Genomic DNA, 17,164 nt, shown 5'->3' with positions numbered 1-17,164 from the left:
TGCCGCCTCCGGCGACGGGGGGTGACGGCCAGCCCGTGAATCCTCCGCCTGCAGGGGCGGACGGGCAGCAGGTGGCGCCTCCCGCGACGGGGGGTGACGGCCAGCCCGCGAACCCTCCGGTCGCCGGGGCGGATGGGCAGCCCGGGAACGGGTGCGCGCCGCAGCAGCCGACCACGCCGCCGCCTGCGAGTGGGGCGGACATGCCGCCGACCACGCCGCCGCCCGCGGCGGGGGCCGACACCCAGCCTCCGGCTACCGGCGGCGCCGATGCCCGGCCCACCGTGCCCCCGGTGGCGGGGCCGGATGTGCAACCACCCGTGACCGGGGCGGATACGCAGCCGCCGGCCGCGGCGGCGGACACCCAACCCCCGGTGGCCGGGGCCGACACTCAGCCTCCGGCGGCGGGGGCGGAGACCGGGCCGCCTGCTTCGGGGCCCGATGTGGTGCCGCCCACTCCGCCGCCCGCGGGCGCGGACGGCGCGGCGACGACGCCTCCGGCGGCCGGAGGGCAGGCGGCCACCCTGCCTGCCTACGGCGACGTGCAGAGCGTCCTCCCATGGGCGGACGAGGGCGGTTCTGACGGCAGTGGCATCACCCTGGTGGCCGACACCCCCACCACGCCGGATACGGCCGACAGCGGCCGGTCTGGCGGCTCTGAGGCCGACGTGAGCCGATGGGCCGACGACGGCAGTGACGTGGTGACCGTGGAGGCCCGGCCGCCGGATCTGGACGCGCTGGGCACGGTGATGGAGAACGCGCGCGAGATCCAGCCGCACGACATGCCGACGGCCGACGTCGCGGCCACCACCACCGCCGACGCCACCACGGGACCCGGCACCGCCACAGGCCCCGAGACCACCCCGGGGCCTGACGGCGGGGCCGGGAGCGATGGGGCCGGTGGGGACGACCCGGGCACCGGTGCCCAGGGCGCCGGGGATGTGAACCGGTGGGCCGACGACGGCAGCGACGTGGTGACCGTGGAGGCCCGGCCGCCGGATCTGGACGCGCTGGGCACGGTGATGGAGAACGCGCGCGAGATCCAGCCCCACGACATGCCGGCCATCTCCGTGCCCGACGGGGCGGAGTGGGGCAAGGGCGACTGGGCGCCCATGGACATCGAGCCCGACGGGCCCGCCGGGTCCGTCACGCCCGGCGATCCGAGCAAGCCGATCCCGCCGCCCGGCTCCTGAGACCCCGTCCGTACCAGCGTGAGGAGCGTGTGAATGTACGCCGACCCGCCGGCGCCGCAGCCGCTTCAGCCGGGTGAGTCCCCGCCGGCCAGCTCCGCCGATCATCTCTCGCCCGACGGGCAGGCGATGTCGTGGGAGTTCAACCCGGAGTACCAGCGCCTGGTCACGGCGTGGCAGGAGGCGCTGCCGGTGCTGGACGAGCTGACGACCTCGCTCGACAAGGCGTACCAGCTCGCGCGCAGCCGCGACGTGTGGGACGCCGCGGTGGCGCAGCGCTACGTCGAGGACCTGGCCGAGTGGCGCAAGCGCCTGGGCCTGTACCGGCAGGCGGTGCTGACCGCGATCAGCGACCAGGCGGCCCAGACGCCGCGCTGGATCCCCAGCTCCGCCGGCGCGCCGCACGCCTATTCCTGACCGGGCCGTACGGACTCCTGGGCGTGCCTGCCCCTGACCGCGCCTGCCCCTGACCGGGCCGTACGTGCTCCTGACCGTGCCCTGCGCCCGCTCCCGGCCGGGCCGGGACTCATACTCCTGACCGCGCCGTACCCCCTCCGGCGGCGTGCACGGGCTTACAGTGAGGTGACAGGCGCACGCGATGGGGCAGGCGATGGACATGGAGTCCGCAGGCGAGCCGTTCTACGGCCCCGATTTCCGGATGCTCCGGCACAACGATCCGGAGATGGCGGAGGCGCTGCTCGACGAGCTGCACCGCGTACGCGGCGGTCTGCAGCTCATCGCCAGTGAGAACCTGGCCTCGCCGGCGGTGCTGGCCGCGCTGGGCTCCACGCTGACCAACAAGTACGCCGAGGGCTACCCGGGCAGGCGCTACTACGGCGGCTGCGAGGTGGTGGACCGCGTGGAGTCGCTGGCCCTGGAGCGGGCCCGGCGGCTGTTCCGGGCCGAGCATGCCAACGTGCAGCCGCACTCGGGCACCTCGGCCAACCTGGCGGCGTACGCCGCGCTGCTGCAGCCCGGCGACACCGTGCTGGCGATGGCGCTGCCCCACGGCGGCCATCTCACCCACGGGTCGCGGGTCAACTTCTCGGGCCGCTGGTTCGACGTCGTCGCCTACGGCGTGCGGCGCGATACCGAACTCATCGATTATGACGAAGTGCGGGACCTCGCCCTGCGCCACCGGCCTAAGATGATCATATGCGGCGCCACGGCCTACCCAAGGCTGATCGATTTCGCCGCCTTCCGCGGGATCGCCGACGAGGTGGGCGCATGGCTGCTCGCCGACGTGGCGCACACCATCGGGCTGATGGCGGGGGGCGTGATCCCCTCCGCCGTGCCCCACGCCGACGTGGTGACCTTCACCACGCACAAGACGCTGCGCGGACCGCGCGGCGGCGGCATCCTGTGCACCTCCGAGCTGGCGGCCAGGATCGACCGCGCGGTGTTCCCCTTCGCCCAGGGCGGGCCGATGATGCACGTCATCGCGGCCAAGGCCGTGGTGTTCGGCGAGGCGCTGCGGCCGGAGTTCGCCGACTACAGCGCGCAGGTGATCGCGAACGCGCGGGCGCTGACCGACGCGCTCGCGGCCGACGGCATGCGGCCGGTCTCCGGCGGCACCGACACGCATCTGGCGCTGATCGACCTGCGCCCGCTGCACGTGACGGGCGCGGAGGCCGAGGCCAGGTGCGCGGCGGCGGGCATCACGCTCAACCGCAACGCGATCCCGTACGACCCGGAGCCGCCCACGGTGACCTCCGGGATCAGGCTGGGCACGCCGTGCCTGACCACGCAGGGCCTCGAACCCGCCGACCTCGCCGAGGTCGGCGCGCTCGTGGCGCAGGCGGTGTGCAAACCCGACGCCGCACCACGCATCAGGGAGCGGGTGGCCGAGCTGTCGGCCATCCACCAGGCGTATCCCAGCGAATTATGAGTTGTTGTGTGTTGTTTTCCGGTCACAGCAGGCCGGGGTATCCAGGAAACTAGGGTCCGTGCGCGAATACCTACTGATAGCGCTCGTGGCGGCAGCGGTGACGTACCTGCTGGTGCCGCTCGTCCGCGTGTTCGCCATCCGCATCGGCGCGATGCCGGAGGTCCGCGAGCGCGACGTGCACACCACGCCGACGCCCCGGCTGGGCGGTCTGGCGATGTACGGCGGCCTGGTGGCGGGCCTGTTGTTCGCCACCCAGCTCGACTGGGTCGGCGCCCGGCTGACCGACCCCAACCTCGCCGGCGGGCAGACGGTCATCGCCCTCATCGCGGCCGGGGGCCTGATCACGGTCACCGGCTTCCTCGACGACTGGTGGGGCATGGACCCCTTCATCAAGCTGGGCGGCCAGATCGCGGCGGCCGGGCTGATGGTGGCCTTCGGGCTCAACCTGTCCTGGATCCCGGTGCCGGGCAGCGGGTCGATCGGGCTCGACGGCAACCTGCGGGCCGTCATCACCATCCTCATCGTGGTGGTGGCGATCAATGCGGTGAACTTCGTGGACGGCCTCGACGGGCTGGCGGCCGGCATCGTGTGCATCGCGGCGATGTCCACGTGGGCGTACTCGGTGGCGTTGTCCACCATCATGGGCGACACCCGGATCAACGCGACCGCGGCGATCACCTCGATCCTGATCGGGATGTGCCTGGGCTTCCTGCCGCACAACTTCCACCCGGCGAAGATCTTCATGGGCGACACCGGGGCCATGCTGATCGGGCTGGTCCTGGCCTCCTCGGTGATCACCGTGACGCCGATCGACCCGACCGCGCTCAGCCCCACGATCAACCGGTTCCCGGTCGTGCTGCCGCTGCTGCTGCCGGTCGCGGTGATGGTGCTGCCGCTGCTCGACCTGGTGACGGCGGTGGTGCGGCGCACGTCGTACGGGAAGTCGCCGTTCGCGCCCGACCGCGGCCACCTGCACCACCGCCTGCTGGACATCGGCCACTCGCACCGGCGCACGGTGCTGATCATGTACGCGTGGACGTTCCTGTTCGGCTTCACCATCGTCGGCCTCTCGCTGGGCGGCGTGCCGGTGGTGGTGTTCCTGGCGACGGTCGCGCTGGCCCTCGGCGTACTGGTGCTGATGGCGATGCCGCGGTGGCGGGCCCGGCGCACCAGTGGCGGGGGAGCCCACGCCGCCGGCCGGCACCGGTCGTCCGCGCCGGCCCCTGAGCCCGTGTCCGTCGAGGCGCGCCAGGCCACCCAGGCCACCCAGGCCGCCCAGATCACCGAGGCCCCCGGCGCGTTCGGCGGCGAGCCGCAGGCCGCAGCCCCGGTGCCGCCGGCCTGGCCCGATTCCCGCGCCTCCGCGCCACACCACGATCCGCGCCCCTCCGGCCTCGGCCCCGGCGACGGCCATGGCGCCGACGGATTCAGCGGCCATCGTGCCGACGCATCCAGGGGTCATCGTCCTGGCGGCCATCGCGCCGACGGATCGAGCGGCCTTCGTTCCGACGGCCTTCGTTCCGACGGCCACCGCTCCGACCCTTCGCCGGCCGTGCCCGGGTGGCCCGGGACGTCCGCGGCCCAGTCCCCGGCCGGGGCCTCGGGGTCCACCGGTTCGATGTTCCAGCCCGCGGCGCCCGCGCCCGCTCCGTCCTGGCCCGATCTGTCCGTCGCCCAGCCTCCGGCCGCGCCCGCTCCCGGCGCCCGCCGCGCCGACCCTCCGGCCGCTCCGGGGTGGCCCGACCCCGATCCGGCCGCGTCCGAGGCCCGTTTCGCGGAGTCCGGAACCCCGGCCGCGGGGCCCGCGTTCCGGCCGTCCGAAACCGAATCCGGGCAGGTCACGCCAGGTTCGCGCTCGGCGGAATCCCCCGAGGACACCGCCGTCATCCCCGGTCTGGGCGGGGCCGCGCCGGGCCTTCCGCGCCGTGTCACCCGTTGATCGGCAGCTCGAAACGGCAGGTAAAGGCGGTCTTCCCGGAGCTTGTGATAGCTTTCACTAGCAGGGAGCCTCACAGGATGCGTTCTGTGAGGTAGCAAATGCTCGCTTGATAACCCGTAATGGAGCTCCGATGCAGGCCAACGACGTGCGCGTGCTGAAAAGCGCCGCGATCCCCGCCCTCGTGGTGGGGCTTGTCGTGACCGTCGTCTCCGCCTTCCTCACCGGCGTCGATGGCGCGCTCGGCGGCGCGCTCGGCGTCCTGGTCGTGGGTCTGTTCTTCCTGATCAGCCTCGTCGCAGTCGCCTACGCCTCGCGAATCTCGCCCACCATGATGATGGCCGCCGCCCTGGGCACGTTCTTCACCAAGGTGCTCGTGCTGGCCCTCGTGCTCTCCTCGCTCTCCGACGTCACGGTGTGGCACCCCACCGCGTTCACCTGGTCCGTCATCCTGTGCACGATCGCCTGGACCTTCGGCGAGGCCCGCGGATTCATGAAGCTGCGCATTCTCTACGTCGAACCGGGCACCAGGGTGCCCGGCAGCTACGGAGAGAAGTGAGCATGGCCAGGATCATCAGTCACAGCGGCTGGCCTGATATGACTAGTCACCCCGCCGCCTGATATCGTCGCGTGCGCGATGTGTTAGGCGTGGGAGTGGCTCTGTGCGTCCGCGGGCCATGGGCACCGCGTCATCGCACCCCTCACCTGACTTCGTCTGGCGATGCTCTCACCCCGCAGGTGATGAGACGCCGGAGCACACCCTGACCTACTACGACTTGATCTACCACGACGAAGGGAAAGCCGAGTGAGCGCCGCGCTGCCGCTTCTCGCCGCCGAGGAGTTCCATACCCCCGGGCTCGGCTTGTTCGACTGGCCACCGCTCGTCGAGGGTGCGAGCTGGTTCAACAAGCCCGCCCTGTTCGCGTTGATCGCCGCGCTGGTCGTGATCGTCTTCTGCTACGCCGCGTTCTCCCGCCCCAAGCTGGTGCCGCGCGGCGTGCAGAACGTCGGCGAGCTGGCCTACGAGTTCGTCCGCGAGCAGTGCGCGCGGCCGTTCCTGGGCAAGGACAGCGACCGCTGGATGCCGCTGATCTTCAGCCTGTTCCTGTTCGTGTGGATCGCGAACCTGTTCGGTTCGGTCATCTTCGTGCAGTTCCCGGTGATGTCGCGGATCGGCTACCCGGCCGTCCTCGCGATCGGCATCTGGGCGCTGACGACCTACCTGGGGATGAAGCACCAGGGCGTGGTCGGCTACTTCAAGCACATGATGTTCCCGCCCGGTCTGCCCGGCTGGATCTACACCCTGGTCGCCCCGATCGAGCTGCTGTCGACCTTCATCCTGCGCCACGTCACGCACGCGGTCCGGCTCTTCGCCACCATGATGGCCGGCCACCTGATCATCGCGCTGTTCTCCGAGGTCGGCTGGCACTTCCTGTTCGTCCAGCTCACCCCGCTCGGCGCGCCCCTCGGCGTGCTCGGCGTGGTCATGACCATCCTGCTCACGGCCTTCGAGCTGTTCATCCAGGCGCTGCAGGCCTACGTGTTCGCGATGCTGACCGCCATGTTCATCAACGGCGCGCTGCACCCCGAGCACTGATCGACTTTTCGCCCCTCTCACCCAAGACGAGCACCGGTGGACGTTCCTCCGGTCGTATAGAAAAGGAAGAGACAGCATGAGCGTGCTCGCTGAGGTCACCGGCAACCTCGGTTCCATCGGCTACGGCCTCGCGGCCATCGGCCCCGGCGTTGGCATCGGCATCATCTTCGGCCAGGGCGTGCAGGCCATCGCCCGCCAGCCCGAGGCTTACGGCCTCATCCGCCAGAACATGCTTCTGGGCTTCGTCTTCGCTGAGGCGCTCGCGCTGATCGGTATCGCGCTCGCCTTCGCCTTCCGCGCGTAGCGGACGACAGGCCCCTGACGGAAGGCAACAGATATGGACTTGCTAGCCGCACCGGAAGCGCAAAACCCGCTGCTCCCCGAACTGGCCGAGATGGTCGTCGGCGGCTTCGCGTTCCTGTTCGTCCTCTTTTTCCTCGGCCGGATTCTGGTACCCCGCATCCAGAAGGCCCTGGCCGAGCGTACTGAGGCGATCGAAGGGGGTCTGAAGAAGGCCGCCGACGCCCAGGAGGAGGCGCAGCGCGCGCTCCAGGAGTACCGCGAGCAGCTCGCCGAGGCCAGGCACGAGGCGGCGCGGCTGCGCGAGGAGGCCCGCGAGCAGGGCGCCCAGATCAAGGCCGAGCTCCGCGAGGAGGCTCAGGCCGAGGCCCGGCGCCTGATCGAGGCCGCACACGCGCAGATCGAGGCCGACAGGCAGCTCGCCTTCGCCCAGCTCCGCACCGAGATCGGCCGCCTGTCCACCGACCTGGCGAGCCGCATCGTCGGCGAGTCGCTGGAGGACGAGGCCAGGCAGCGCCGCATCGTGGACCGTTTCCTGGAGGAGCTGGAGACCTCCAGCGACGCCCAGGCGGTGCGCTGATGGCGGTGATCGGCCGATGAGGGGCGTCAGCGGAGCCTCGCTCGCCGAGGTCGAGGAGCGCTTCAACTCGGTGGCGGGCAGCGCCGACCTCGGCGCGCTGTCCGGCGATCTGTTCGCGGTGGCCGACCTGTTCGACCGCGAGCACGGCCTGCGCCGCGCCCTGTCCGACCCGGCGCGTCCGGCGGAGCAGAAGGCGCAGACCGTACGCGTGCTGCTGGAGGGCAAGGTCGGCGACGCGGCGCTGCAGACGGTCATCGCGGCCGTCGAGGCGAAGTGGGCCCGCGCCGGCGACCTCGCCGACGCGCTGGAGCGGCTGGGCGTCGTCGCGGCCTCCGCCGCCGCCGAGGCGGCGGGGCAGCTCGACGACGTCGAGGACGAGCTGTTCCGGTTCGGGCGCATCGTGGACGCCAACCCCGAGTTGCGCGCCGTGCTCGCCGACTACGGCGTGCCGGGCGCGCGTAAGGAAGAGCTGCTGGAGTCACTGCTGGGCGGCAAGGTCGCCCCGGTGAGCCTGCAGCTCATCAAGCAGGTCGTCACGCACCCGCGAGGACGTAGCCTGGAGAGAGGTCTCGCCGAGTACGGCGGTCTGGTCGCCGCGCAGCGCCAGCGCCTGGTGGCGGTCGTGCGCAGCGCCGTCGAACTCGACGAGGAGCAGAAGCGGCGGCTGACCGCGTGGCTGCGCGCGTCCTACGGCCGCGACGTTCACCTGAACGTCGAGGTCGATCCGCGGGTGCTCGGTGGCTTCTCCGTACGGATCGGAGACGAGCTCATCGACACCACCATCGCGGGACGTATCGAAGAAGTCCGTCGCCGGCTGGCCGGCTGATGCCTCGTGCGGGCATCGGCCACTCCGGCGGTTCATGCGACGTCGGTGTTTGACGAATAGGGAGACAGAAAGAGATGGCGGAGCTGACGATCCGGCCGGACGAGATCCGGGACGCGCTTGAGCGCTTCGTCCAGGCGTACGAGCCGGAAGGCGCAGCGCGCGAGGAGATCGGGACCGTCGTCGATTGTGGCGACGGCATCGCCCATGTCTCCGGCCTTCCCTCGACGATGGCGAACGAGCTGCTGGAGTTCGAGGACGGCACGCGCGGCCTGGCGCTCAACCTGGACGTCCGGGAGATCGGTGTCGTGATCCTGGGCGACTTCAGCAAGATCGAAGAAGGCCAGACCGTACGCAGGACCGGCGAGGTCCTGTCGGTCCCGGTCGGCGACAACTTCCTCGGCCGTGTGGTGGACCCCCTGGGCAACCCCCTCGACGGCAAGGGCGCGATCGAGTCCGAGGGCCTGCGGGCCCTGGAGCTGCAGGCTCCCTCGGTCGTGCAGCGGCAGTCGGTGAAGGAGCCGCTGCAGACCGGCCTGAAGGCGGTCGACGCCATGACGCCGATCGGCCGTGGCCAGCGCCAGCTGATCATCGGTGACCGCGGCACCGGCAAGACGGCCATCGCCGTCGACACGATCCTGAACCAGCGCGAGAACTGGCTCTCCGGCGACCCGACCAAGCAGGTGCGCTGCATCTACGTCGCGGTCGGCCAGAAGGGCTCCACGATCGCGCAGGTCAAGGGCCGCCTGGAGGAGGCGGGCGCGATGGAGTACACCACCATCGTCGCCGCCCCGGCCTCCGACCCCGCGGGTTACAAGTACATCGCCCCCTACACCGGCTCTGCCATCGGGCAGCACTGGATGTACCAGGGCAAGCACGTGCTCATCGTCTTCGACGACCTGACCAAGCAGGCCGACGCCTACCGCGCCGTGTCGCTGCTGCTGCGCCGCCCGCCGGGCCGCGAGGCGTTCCCGGGCGACGTGTTCTACCTGCACTCCCGCCTGCTGGAGCGCTGCGCCAAGCTCTCCGACGACATGGGCGGCGGCTCGATGACCGGCCTGCCGATCATCGAGACCAAGGGCAACGACGTCTCGGCGTTCATCCCGACCAACGTGATCTCCATCACCGACGGTCAGTGCTTCCTGGAGACCGACCTGTTCAACCAGGGCGTACGCCCGGCGATCAACGTCGGCATCTCGGTCTCCCGCGTCGGCGGCTCGGCCCAGATCAAGGCCATGAAGCAGGTCGCCGGCACGCTGCGCCTGTCGCTGTCGCAGTTCCGTGACCTGGAGGCGTTCGCCGCGTTCGCCTCCGACCTGGACGCGGCCTCCCGGGCCCAGCTTGAGCGCGGTCAGCGCCTGGTCGAGCTGCTCAAGCAGCCGCAGTACAGCCCGTTCCCGGTCGAGCGCCAGGTGGTCTCGGTGTGGGCGGGCACGAGCGGCGAGCTGGACGACGTGCCGGTCGAGGACATCCGCCGCTTCGAGGCGGAGTTCCTGGACTACATCCAGCGCGAGCACAAGGGCATCTACGACGGCATCCGCGAGACCAAGCAGCTCTCCGACGACGCCGTCACCTCGCTCAAGTCCGCGATCAACGAGTTCAAGAAGGGCTTTGAGACCTCCGCCGGCGAGCTGCTGGTGAAGGACGAGCCCGTGGACGCCCTGGGCGCCGACGAGGTCGGCCAGGAGAAGATCACCAAGGTCGTCCGCAAGGCCGAGACGAAGTAAGCACATGGGAGCTCAGCTAAGGCTGCTGCGGCGGCGGATCAAGTCGGTCAGGTCGACCGCCAAGATCACCCGTGCGCAGGAGCTCATCGCCTCCTCGCGCATCGTACGCGCGCAGCAGCGCATGCAGGCCGCGGTGCCGTACGAGCGCGAGATCACGCGCGCCGTCTCCGGCGTCGTCAGCAACACCGCGAGCGTGGATCACCCGCTGACCGTGGCCAAGGAGAACCCGACCAGCGCGGCCGTGCTCGTCGTCACCAGCGACAGCGGGTTCTGCGGCGGCTTCAACGCCAACATCCTGCGCGAGGCCGAGGCCCTGCGCGGGCTGCTGGAGAGCCGGGGCATCACCGCCGTGCCGTTCGTGTCGGGGCGCAAGGGCGTCGCCTGGCACTCCTTCCGCAACCGCGAGATGGGCGGCCAGTGGACCGGGTTCTCCCGGAACCCCGCCTACAGCGACGCCAAGACCATCGCCGAGGTCCTCATCGAGTCGTTCAAGGCGGAGGACGGGATCGACGAGATCCACATCGTCTCCACCGAGTTCGTCTCGATGCTGACGCAGCAGGTGGTCGTCAAGCGCATCCTGCCGCTGGAGGTCGAGGAGAAGGAGGCGGAGTCGCCCGAGACCATTCCGCCGTACTTCGAGTTCGAGCCGACGGCCGACGCGGTGCTGGAGTCGCTGCTGCCGCGGTACGTGGAGTCGCGGATCTTCTCCGCGCTGCTCCAGTCCGCCGCCGCGGAGGAGGCCGCCAGGCGCCGCGCCATGAAGTCGGCGACCGACAACGCCAACGAGCTGATCAAGACCCTGTCGCAGGAGATGAACCAGGCTCGCCAGGCGGAGATCACCCAGGAAATCAGCGAGATCGTCGGTGGCGCCAACGCGCTGGCTGACGCCGCAGCGGGGAAAGAGTGAAATGACTGCACAGACTGTTGAGACCGGCGTGGGTCGCGTCGCGCGGGTCACCGGTCCCGTCGTCGACGTGGAGTTCCCCGTCGAGGCGATGCCGGACATCTACAACGCGCTCAACGTCGATGTCACGCTGAACGGCGAGACCAAGACGCTGACGCTGGAGGTCGCCCAGCACCTCGGCGACAACCTCGTACGCGCCATTTCCATGCAGCCCAGTGACGGCCTGGTGCGCGGCGCCGCCGTCACCGACACCGGCGGCCCGATCTCGGTGCCGGTCGGCGACGTCGTCAAGGGCCACGTGTGGAACGCGCTCGGCGAGGCCCTCGACGTGCCGACCGCGTCGCTGAAGGTCGAGGAGCGGTGGGGCATCCACCGCCCGTCCCCGGCCTTCGACCAGCTCGAATCGCGTACCGAGCTGCTGGTCACCGGCATCAAGGTGATCGACCTGCTCACGCCGTACGTGCAGGGCGGCAAGATCGGCCTGTTCGGCGGCGCGGGCGTGGGCAAGACGGTGCTCATCCAGGAGATGATCCGCCGCGTCGCCCGCAACTTCGGTGGCACCTCCTGCTTCGCCGGCGTCGGCGAGCGCACCCGCGAGGGCAACGACCTGTGGGTGGAGATGGCCGAGGCGGACGTCCTGAAGGACACCGCGCTGGTCTTCGGCCAGATGGACGAGCCGCCGGGCACCCGGCTGCGCGTCGCGCTGTCCGCGCTGACCATGGCGGAGTACTTCCGCGACGTGCAGAAGCAGGACGTGCTGTTGTTCATCGACAACATCTTCCGCTTCACCCAGGCCGGTTCCGAGGTGTCCACCCTCCTCGGCCGTATGCCGTCCGCGGTGGGTTACCAGCCCACCCTGGCCGACGAGATGGGCGTGCTGCAGGAGCGCATCACCTCCACCCGCGGTCACTCGATCACCTCCATGCAGGCGATCTACGTCCCCGCGGACGACATCACCGACCCGGCGCCGCACAACGCGTTCGCGCACCTCGACGCGCAGACCGTTCTCTCCCGGCCGATCTCGGAGAAGGGCATCTACCCGGCGGTGGACCCGCTCGACTCCACCTCCCGCATCCTCGACCCGCAGTACGTGGGCGAGGAGCACTACCAGGTCGCCCAGGAGACCAAGCGCATCCTGCAGAAGTACAAGGAGCTGCAGGACATCATCAACATCCTCGGTATCGACGAGCTCTCCGAGGAGGACAAGGTCACGGTCAACCGTGCCCGCCGCATCGAGCGCTTCCTGTCCCACCCGATGTACGCCGCCGAGGCGTTCACCGGTCAGCCGGGCGAGACCGTGCCCCTGGACGAGACCATCGCCTCGTTCAAGGGCCTGTGCGCGGGCGAGTACGACCACCTGCCCGAGCAGGCGTTCTTCATGGTCGGCGGCATCGACCAGGCCGTCGCCAAGGCCAAGGAACTCGCCCGCTAGTTCAGGACCGCCGGCGCGGCCCGTACGCGGGGCGCGCCGGCGCCCGATCGGAAAGGAACCCTGGCGAAGTGGCGAAGCTGCGAGTAGGGGTGGTCTCGCCGGAGCGTGAGATCTGGTCGGGCGAGGCCGACATGGTCATCGCCAAGACCGTTGACGGCGAGATCGGTATTATGCCTTCACACGCTCCCGTGCTCGGCGTGCTCGTCGAGGGCGGCGTGCTGCGCGTGAAGCGCGGCGACGAGGCCGACCTCGTCGCGGCCGTTCACGGCGGGTTCATCTCGGTGGCCGACAACGAGGTCTCCATCCTCGCCGAGCAGGCCGAGCTGGGCTCCGAAGTGGACGTCGCGGCGGCCCGCGACGCCCTGGAGCGCGCGCTCGCGTCCGTCAACGCGGACTCCGAGAACATGGAGGCCGCGGCCGAGGCCAAGCGCGCGCGGGCCCGCCTGCGGGCGGCCGGCGAGGACGTGTGACCCGGCAAGGGCGTGTGCTCGGAGCACGGGCGTGTGCTCGGACGATCCGGCTACACTGGATCAAACTGGTTGATACTTCAATCTGAATGAAGTGGGGGCGGCGATGTCGGCGGCGCTGGCGGTTCTCATTGGCGTGCTGCTGCTCGCGGCCCTCATGGGCGTGCGCGGCATCGTGCTCGCCCGATCAAGGGGCTTCGTGCCCTGCCGGCTACGCGAGGGCGTCCAGGGGTGGAAGAACGGCGTAGCCCGATACGCCGACGGAGAACTCCACTGGATCCCCCTCCTCGGACTCCGCATGAGGCCGCGCCACGCGATAGCGAGGCGCGGCCTTCGCGTTTCCCCCAGGCGCCCCGAAGGCGAACTGTGGGCGGTCGATTGCGGCGGCATCTCCCTGGCGATGAGCGAGGACGCCCTGACGGGCTTCCTGGCCTGGCTGGAGAGCGCCCCCCCGAGCGCGCATCTGGACGTCGCGTAGCCGCACCGCGGTGCTCAGCGCGTGGCGCCGGGCTTCCAGAGGATCTCGTCGCCGTGCGCGGCGATGCGGCACAGGATGAACAGCAGGTCGCTGAGGCGGTTGAGGTACTTCACGGTCAGCGGGTTGACGTCGTCGTGCGCCTCCGTGGCCGCCCACGCCGTGCGCTCGGCGCGGCGCACGATCGTCCTGGCCACGTGGAGCTGCGCCACGGCGGGTGTGCCGCCCGGCAGGATGAAGCTGCGCAGCGGCTTGAGCCGCTGGTTGAACTCATCGCACCGCGCCTCCAGCCAGGTGATGTAGGACTCCTCCACCCGCAGCGGCGGGAACTCCGGCTCGGCCACGACCGGGCACGCCAGATCGGCGCCGACGTCGAACAGCTCGTTCTGCACCCGCTCCAGCACCGCCCGGACATCGTCCCCGATCCCGGCGCCCGCCTGCCCCTCACCCTGATCACCGCCCGCGCCGCGACCGGCTTCGCCGTGATCAGGGCCCTCGGCCGCGCGTGCGAAGGCCAGCGCGAGGCCGATGGCCGCGTTCGCCTCCTCCACGTCCGCGTACGCCGCCAGCCGCATGTCCGTCTTCCGGGTGCGGCTCATGTCGCCCAGGTTCGTGGTGCCGTCGTCACCCGTGCGGGTGTAGATCTTGGAGAGCACCACCGGCTTGTCGTTGTCCGTGCGCGTCATGCCGTTCAGCGTAGATGACACATGTCATGCCATTCGGGAGCGGGACGCACGGCGTACTGGTGATATCGGCGACTACCAGCGGCGACGCGGCTCCGCGAGCATCGACCCATGCGGATGACCGACGAGACGACCACGCCGTCCCCGCCCGGCACGTCCGGCGACCCCGCCGTCGAGGTGACCGCGCTGCGTCAGCGTTACGGCGAGTTCGAGGCGGTGCGCGGCATCTCCTTCACCGTGAGACCCGGCGAGCTGTTCGCCCTGCTCGGCACCAACGGCGCGGGCAAGACCACCACCATGGAGGTGCTGGAGGGCTTCCGCCCGGCCGGCGGCGGGAGCGTACGGGTGCTCGGGCTCGACCCGTACGCCCAGCGGCGGCGGCTGCGCCCGCGCATCGGCATCATGCTCCAGGAGGGCGGCTTCCTCGGCGACCTGACCGTGGCCGAGACCGTGGCCGCCTGGCAGGGCATGGCCGCCGACGTCGGCCACGAGCCCCTGCCCGGCGCCATCGAGCTCGTCGGCCTGGCCGACAAGGCCAAGACCAGGGTCCGCCAGCTCTCCGGCGGCCAGAAGCGCCGCCTGGACCTCGCGCTGGCGGTGGTCTCGCGGCCCGAGGTGCTCTTCCTCGACGAGCCGACCACCGGCATGGACCCCGAGGCCCGCCGCGACACCTGGACCGTCATCGGCTCGCTCAAGGCCGCGGGCACCACGATCCTGCTCACCACGCACTACCTTGAGGAGGCCGAGCGCCTGGCCGACCACCTCGCGATCATGCACCGGGGCGAGATCCACAGCGCCGGCACGGTGGACGAGGTCGTGGCCGACGCGGGCGACCGGATCACCTTCCGCCTCCCGGTCCAGCCCGAAACCCTGCGCGCCAGACCCGGCGGCGACCTCCCCTTCCTGGCCGGCACCGCCCCCACCCTCACCTACACCGACGGCTCGGCGACGGTCACGTACACCCTCCCCGGCACGTCATCCGGCTCCCCGCCGAACGGCTCGCCCGGCCCAGGCACCGACGTACCGCCGGCGGCCCGCGCCCACGCCGCGCTCGCCACCCTGTTCGCCTGGGCCGCCGGGCACGATCTGACCCTGGAACGCCTGGAGGTCCGCCGCGGCACCCTCGAAGACGCCTTCCTCCGCGTGGTAGGTGAAGCCCGATGACCGGCGCTCTCCCGTACCGGCCGGACGACCAGCGGAGCGGCCCACAGGGGCGGCTGCTCCAAAGCGCCCCGCCGCCCGCGTCCTCGACGTCCTCGGTGAGAACAAGCCGGCTCGCCTGGCTGCGCGCCGACGCGCTGCACGCGATCCGGCTCGCCCGGATCGACCTGACCCTGCTCGGCCGCAACCAGACCGCGCTGTTCAACGTGCTGCTGCTGCCGCTGCTCGTGGGCTGGCTGTTCACCGCCACCGGCGCGCCACGCGGCCGGATCGAGGGCGTGCCCGCCGAGATCTACGTCCTGACCGGCCTGCCGGCGCTCATGCTGGGCTTCGCCGTCTTCGTCAACCTGGTCAACACCTTCACCGCCAGGCGCGAGGAACTCGTGCTCAAGCGGCTGCGCGGCGGCCAGGCGTCCCCCGCGGCGATCCTGGGCGGCAGCGCGCTCGGCGCGCTGGCCGTCTTCCTCGGCCAGATCGCCCTCCTGGCCCTGTGGATCACCAGGGTGGAGGACGGCCCCCTGCCCGCCAACATCCCGCTCCTCCTGGTGGGCGCCCTGCTCGGCGTCGCGGTGTTCGCGCTGCTCGCCGCCGCGTTCTCGGGCCTGACCCCGAACGCCGAATTGGCCCAGATCGCGGTGCTCCCCGTCCTGCTCGTCATCCTGCTGGCCGCACCACTGTTCGGCCCCCTGGAGGCGCTGCCCGAGCCCCTGCGCGTCGCGGCGAGCGTGCTGCCCGTCACTCCGGTGCTCGACATCATGCGCACGGCGTACCTGGGCGGGGGCAAGGACCTCGCCGACCAGTGGCTGTCCAGCCTGCCGTCGATGGGCCTGCTGCTCGCCTGGATCGCCCTGGCGGCCCTGGCCGCCCGCTTCCTGTTCCGCTGGGACCCCCGCCGTGGCTAGCCGCAAGCGCCCAGCCCCTCACCCCGGCCGACGTCCCGGCGCCCCCCGCCGCACACCGCCCCAGCCCACCCGCCCCATGGCAGCCTCAGGGGCCCGGCCCCGGCCGTGACAGGGCCGATCGCAGCGCGTCCGCAGCCGACCGGCCCCGGCGGCAGGGCACCCCGTCCGCAGCATGGGGCAATCCCTACCCCATCCCGCCTCCCGGAGTCTCCACCATCATCCGGCACTCTCGCAGCGGGCGTGTCCAGGGCAAGAAGGGCCCGGCCGGTCGGCACCCGTCCCCAGACAGGCCGCCGGACCATCCCTGCCTTCCCGAAAAGGACTCACCCCCGGCGGGCCCATAGGGAAGTGCCACGAAGGGTGGCCGCGCAGGGTGTTCGGGTGGGCGCGGCCAGGGCCCCGATCCCAAGGCCGGAGCGCCCCCTGCGCCGGTCCCCGCCGCTTCCAGCGCCGCACGCTCCGCCCTCGGCCCGGAGACGTGGTGATGGTACGACCGGTGCGGCCAGGTGGGCGAGGGGCGATATGCGGCTCTGGCAGGCGGTGCTGCGGTGTGGCTTGGTGGACGGTCGGTCTCGATGAACGACTCCACCAGCTTGACGAGGCGTTCGGGGTCGTCACAGTGCGGGAAGTGCCCGGCCCGGTCGAACACCGCCAGCAGGCTGCCCGGTGTGGGCTCCCGTGGTGGGCGCAGGTGCGGCCGGCTCGGGCACTACCAGGACCGGCCGAGCCCATCCCGGCGCCCCGGCCTGCCGTCGGCGTCTGTGTTGCCTGGCGCCCCGCGTCCTGGGCGACCCCGGCGCCGTCCGGCCTGGGGTACTGGGCGATCCCGCATCGCCGGCTTGCTGTTGGCATCCGTGCCGCGTCGCACCGCGCCCCCGGGCAATCCTGGCACCGTCGGTCCGCGCCCCGCGCCGCGCGCCCTGCGCCGCGCGCCCCGCGTCCAGTCGCGTCGTGGCGCGCGCTCCGCACACCGCGCCCTACACCCAGTCGCGCCGCGCTTCGCGCCCGCGCCGCGCTTCGCGCCCGCGCCGCGCTTCGCGCCCGCGCCGCGCTTCGCGCCCGCGCCGCGCTTCGCGCCCGCGCCGCGCTTCGCGCCCGCGCC

17 protein-coding genes are annotated in these 17,164 nt (G+C 71.4%); 16 read left to right on the top strand and 1 reads right to left on the bottom strand.

The window, feature by feature from the left end; all coding sequences use genetic code 11:
• Window positions 1–317: 317 nt before the first annotated feature.
• From HNP84_RS38195 to HNP84_RS38130, 14 genes are all read left to right on the top strand, one after another.
• Window positions 318–1,190, top strand: coding sequence for a hypothetical protein (locus HNP84_RS38195; RefSeq protein ID WP_185054914.1), 873 nt, complete (start codon window positions 318–320; stop codon window positions 1,188–1,190).
• A 33-nt stretch (window positions 1,191–1,223) separates the two neighbouring features.
• The gene (locus HNP84_RS38190) at window positions 1,224–1,604 is read left to right on the top strand and encodes a hypothetical protein (protein WP_185054913.1); all 381 of its coding nucleotides are present in this window, start codon (window positions 1,224–1,226) and stop codon (window positions 1,602–1,604) included.
• Window positions 1,605–1,803: 199 nt separating this feature from the next.
• Window positions 1,804–3,075, top strand: a complete 1,272-nt coding sequence (gene glyA, locus HNP84_RS38185; RefSeq protein ID WP_185055020.1) for a serine hydroxymethyltransferase — start codon at window positions 1,804–1,806, stop codon at window positions 3,073–3,075.
• A gap of 58 nt (window positions 3,076–3,133) precedes the next feature.
• On the top strand, window positions 3,134–5,014 hold the full coding sequence (locus HNP84_RS54085) for a glycosyltransferase family 4 protein (RefSeq protein ID WP_185054912.1): 1,881 nt from the start codon (window positions 3,134–3,136) through the stop codon (window positions 5,012–5,014).
• A gap of 130 nt (window positions 5,015–5,144) precedes the next feature.
• Complete coding sequence (locus HNP84_RS38175; RefSeq protein ID WP_185054911.1) at window positions 5,145–5,570, top strand: Cg1360 family ATP-synthase-associated protein; 426 nt, start codon at window positions 5,145–5,147, stop codon at window positions 5,568–5,570.
• A gap of 246 nt (window positions 5,571–5,816) precedes the next feature.
• Window positions 5,817–6,608, top strand: a complete 792-nt coding sequence (gene atpB, locus HNP84_RS38170) for a F0F1 ATP synthase subunit A (RefSeq protein ID WP_185054910.1) — start codon at window positions 5,817–5,819, stop codon at window positions 6,606–6,608.
• A gap of 76 nt (window positions 6,609–6,684) precedes the next feature.
• Window positions 6,685–6,912: an ATP synthase F0 subunit C gene (gene atpE, locus HNP84_RS38165; protein ID WP_185054909.1), complete on the top strand. Its 228-nt coding sequence runs from the start codon at window positions 6,685–6,687 to the stop codon at window positions 6,910–6,912.
• Window positions 6,913–6,951: 39 nt separating this feature from the next.
• Window positions 6,952–7,488 (top strand): F0F1 ATP synthase subunit B, encoded by a 537-nt coding sequence (locus HNP84_RS38160; RefSeq protein ID WP_376772026.1) that lies wholly within the window; start codon window positions 6,952–6,954, stop codon window positions 7,486–7,488.
• Window positions 7,489–7,504: 16 nt separating this feature from the next.
• The gene (locus HNP84_RS38155) at window positions 7,505–8,314 is read left to right on the top strand and encodes a F0F1 ATP synthase subunit delta (RefSeq protein WP_185054907.1); all 810 of its coding nucleotides are present in this window, start codon (window positions 7,505–7,507) and stop codon (window positions 8,312–8,314) included.
• Window positions 8,315–8,388: 74 nt separating this feature from the next.
• On the top strand, window positions 8,389–10,038 hold the full coding sequence (gene atpA, locus HNP84_RS38150) for a F0F1 ATP synthase subunit alpha (protein ID WP_185054906.1): 1,650 nt from the start codon (window positions 8,389–8,391) through the stop codon (window positions 10,036–10,038).
• A gap of 4 nt (window positions 10,039–10,042) precedes the next feature.
• On the top strand, window positions 10,043–10,945 hold the full coding sequence (locus HNP84_RS38145) for a F0F1 ATP synthase subunit gamma (RefSeq protein ID WP_185054905.1): 903 nt from the start codon (window positions 10,043–10,045) through the stop codon (window positions 10,943–10,945).
• 1 nt (window position 10,946) lies between these two features.
• The gene (atpD, locus tag HNP84_RS38140) at window positions 10,947–12,374 is read left to right on the top strand and encodes a F0F1 ATP synthase subunit beta (protein WP_185054904.1); all 1,428 of its coding nucleotides are present in this window, start codon (window positions 10,947–10,949) and stop codon (window positions 12,372–12,374) included.
• 68 nt (window positions 12,375–12,442) lie between these two features.
• Window positions 12,443–12,844 (top strand): F0F1 ATP synthase subunit epsilon, encoded by a 402-nt coding sequence (locus tag HNP84_RS38135; protein ID WP_185054903.1) that lies wholly within the window; start codon window positions 12,443–12,445, stop codon window positions 12,842–12,844.
• A 103-nt stretch (window positions 12,845–12,947) separates the two neighbouring features.
• The gene (locus HNP84_RS38130; protein WP_185054902.1) at window positions 12,948–13,319 is read left to right on the top strand and encodes a DUF2550 domain-containing protein; all 372 of its coding nucleotides are present in this window, start codon (window positions 12,948–12,950) and stop codon (window positions 13,317–13,319) included.
• 14 nt (window positions 13,320–13,333) lie between these two features.
• On the opposite strand, the gene HNP84_RS38125 is transcribed toward HNP84_RS38130, so the two are convergent.
• Complete coding sequence (locus HNP84_RS38125; protein WP_185054901.1) at window positions 13,334–14,002, bottom strand: cob(I)yrinic acid a,c-diamide adenosyltransferase; 669 nt, start codon at window positions 14,000–14,002, stop codon at window positions 13,334–13,336.
• A gap of 114 nt (window positions 14,003–14,116) precedes the next feature.
• On the opposite strand from HNP84_RS38125, the gene HNP84_RS38120 reads away from it, so the two are divergent.
• Together HNP84_RS38120 and HNP84_RS38115 are read left to right on the top strand one after the other, a co-directional pair.
• Entirely contained in the window at window positions 14,117–15,163 is a 1,047-nt protein-coding gene (locus HNP84_RS38120) for an ABC transporter ATP-binding protein (RefSeq protein ID WP_376772024.1), read from the top strand.
• Entirely contained in the window at window positions 15,160–16,062 is a 903-nt protein-coding gene (locus HNP84_RS38115) for an ABC transporter permease (RefSeq protein ID WP_185054899.1), read from the top strand. The genes HNP84_RS38120 and HNP84_RS38115 overlap by 4 nt, the downstream gene beginning before the upstream one ends.
• Window positions 16,063–17,164 lie beyond the last annotated feature (1,102 nt).

It is taken from the genome of Thermocatellispora tengchongensis (genome assembly GCF_014202315.1).
Lineage (GTDB): Bacteria > Actinomycetota > Actinomycetes > Streptosporangiales > Streptosporangiaceae > Thermocatellispora > Thermocatellispora tengchongensis.
The sequence above is the reverse complement of the archived record's forward strand: the minus strand, read 5'-3'. Positions and strand labels throughout refer to the sequence as shown.

Coding starts and splice junctions, on each gene's coding strand:
- HNP84_RS38190 (WP_185054913.1), top strand. CDS start 1,224: ATGTACGCCGACCCGCCGGCGCCGCAGCCGCTTCAGCCGGGTGAGTCC.
- glyA (WP_185055020.1), top strand. CDS start 1,804: ATGGAGTCCGCAGGCGAGCCGTTCTACGGCCCCGATTTCCGGATGCTC.
- HNP84_RS38175 (WP_185054911.1), top strand. CDS start 5,145: ATGCAGGCCAACGACGTGCGCGTGCTGAAAAGCGCCGCGATCCCCGCC.
- atpE (WP_185054909.1), top strand. CDS start 6,685: ATGAGCGTGCTCGCTGAGGTCACCGGCAACCTCGGTTCCATCGGCTAC.
- HNP84_RS38155 (WP_185054907.1), top strand. CDS start 7,505: ATGAGGGGCGTCAGCGGAGCCTCGCTCGCCGAGGTCGAGGAGCGCTTC.
- atpA (WP_185054906.1), top strand. CDS start 8,389: ATGGCGGAGCTGACGATCCGGCCGGACGAGATCCGGGACGCGCTTGAG.
- HNP84_RS38145 (WP_185054905.1), top strand. CDS start 10,043: ATGGGAGCTCAGCTAAGGCTGCTGCGGCGGCGGATCAAGTCGGTCAGG.
- atpD (WP_185054904.1), top strand. CDS start 10,947: ATGACTGCACAGACTGTTGAGACCGGCGTGGGTCGCGTCGCGCGGGTC.
- HNP84_RS38130 (WP_185054902.1), top strand. CDS start 12,948: ATGTCGGCGGCGCTGGCGGTTCTCATTGGCGTGCTGCTGCTCGCGGCC.
- HNP84_RS38125 (WP_185054901.1), bottom strand. CDS start 14,002: ATGACGCGCACGGACAACGACAAGCCGGTGGTGCTCTCCAAGATCTAC.
- HNP84_RS38120 (WP_376772024.1), top strand. CDS start 14,117: ATGACCGACGAGACGACCACGCCGTCCCCGCCCGGCACGTCCGGCGAC.
- HNP84_RS38115 (WP_185054899.1), top strand. CDS start 15,160: ATGACCGGCGCTCTCCCGTACCGGCCGGACGACCAGCGGAGCGGCCCA.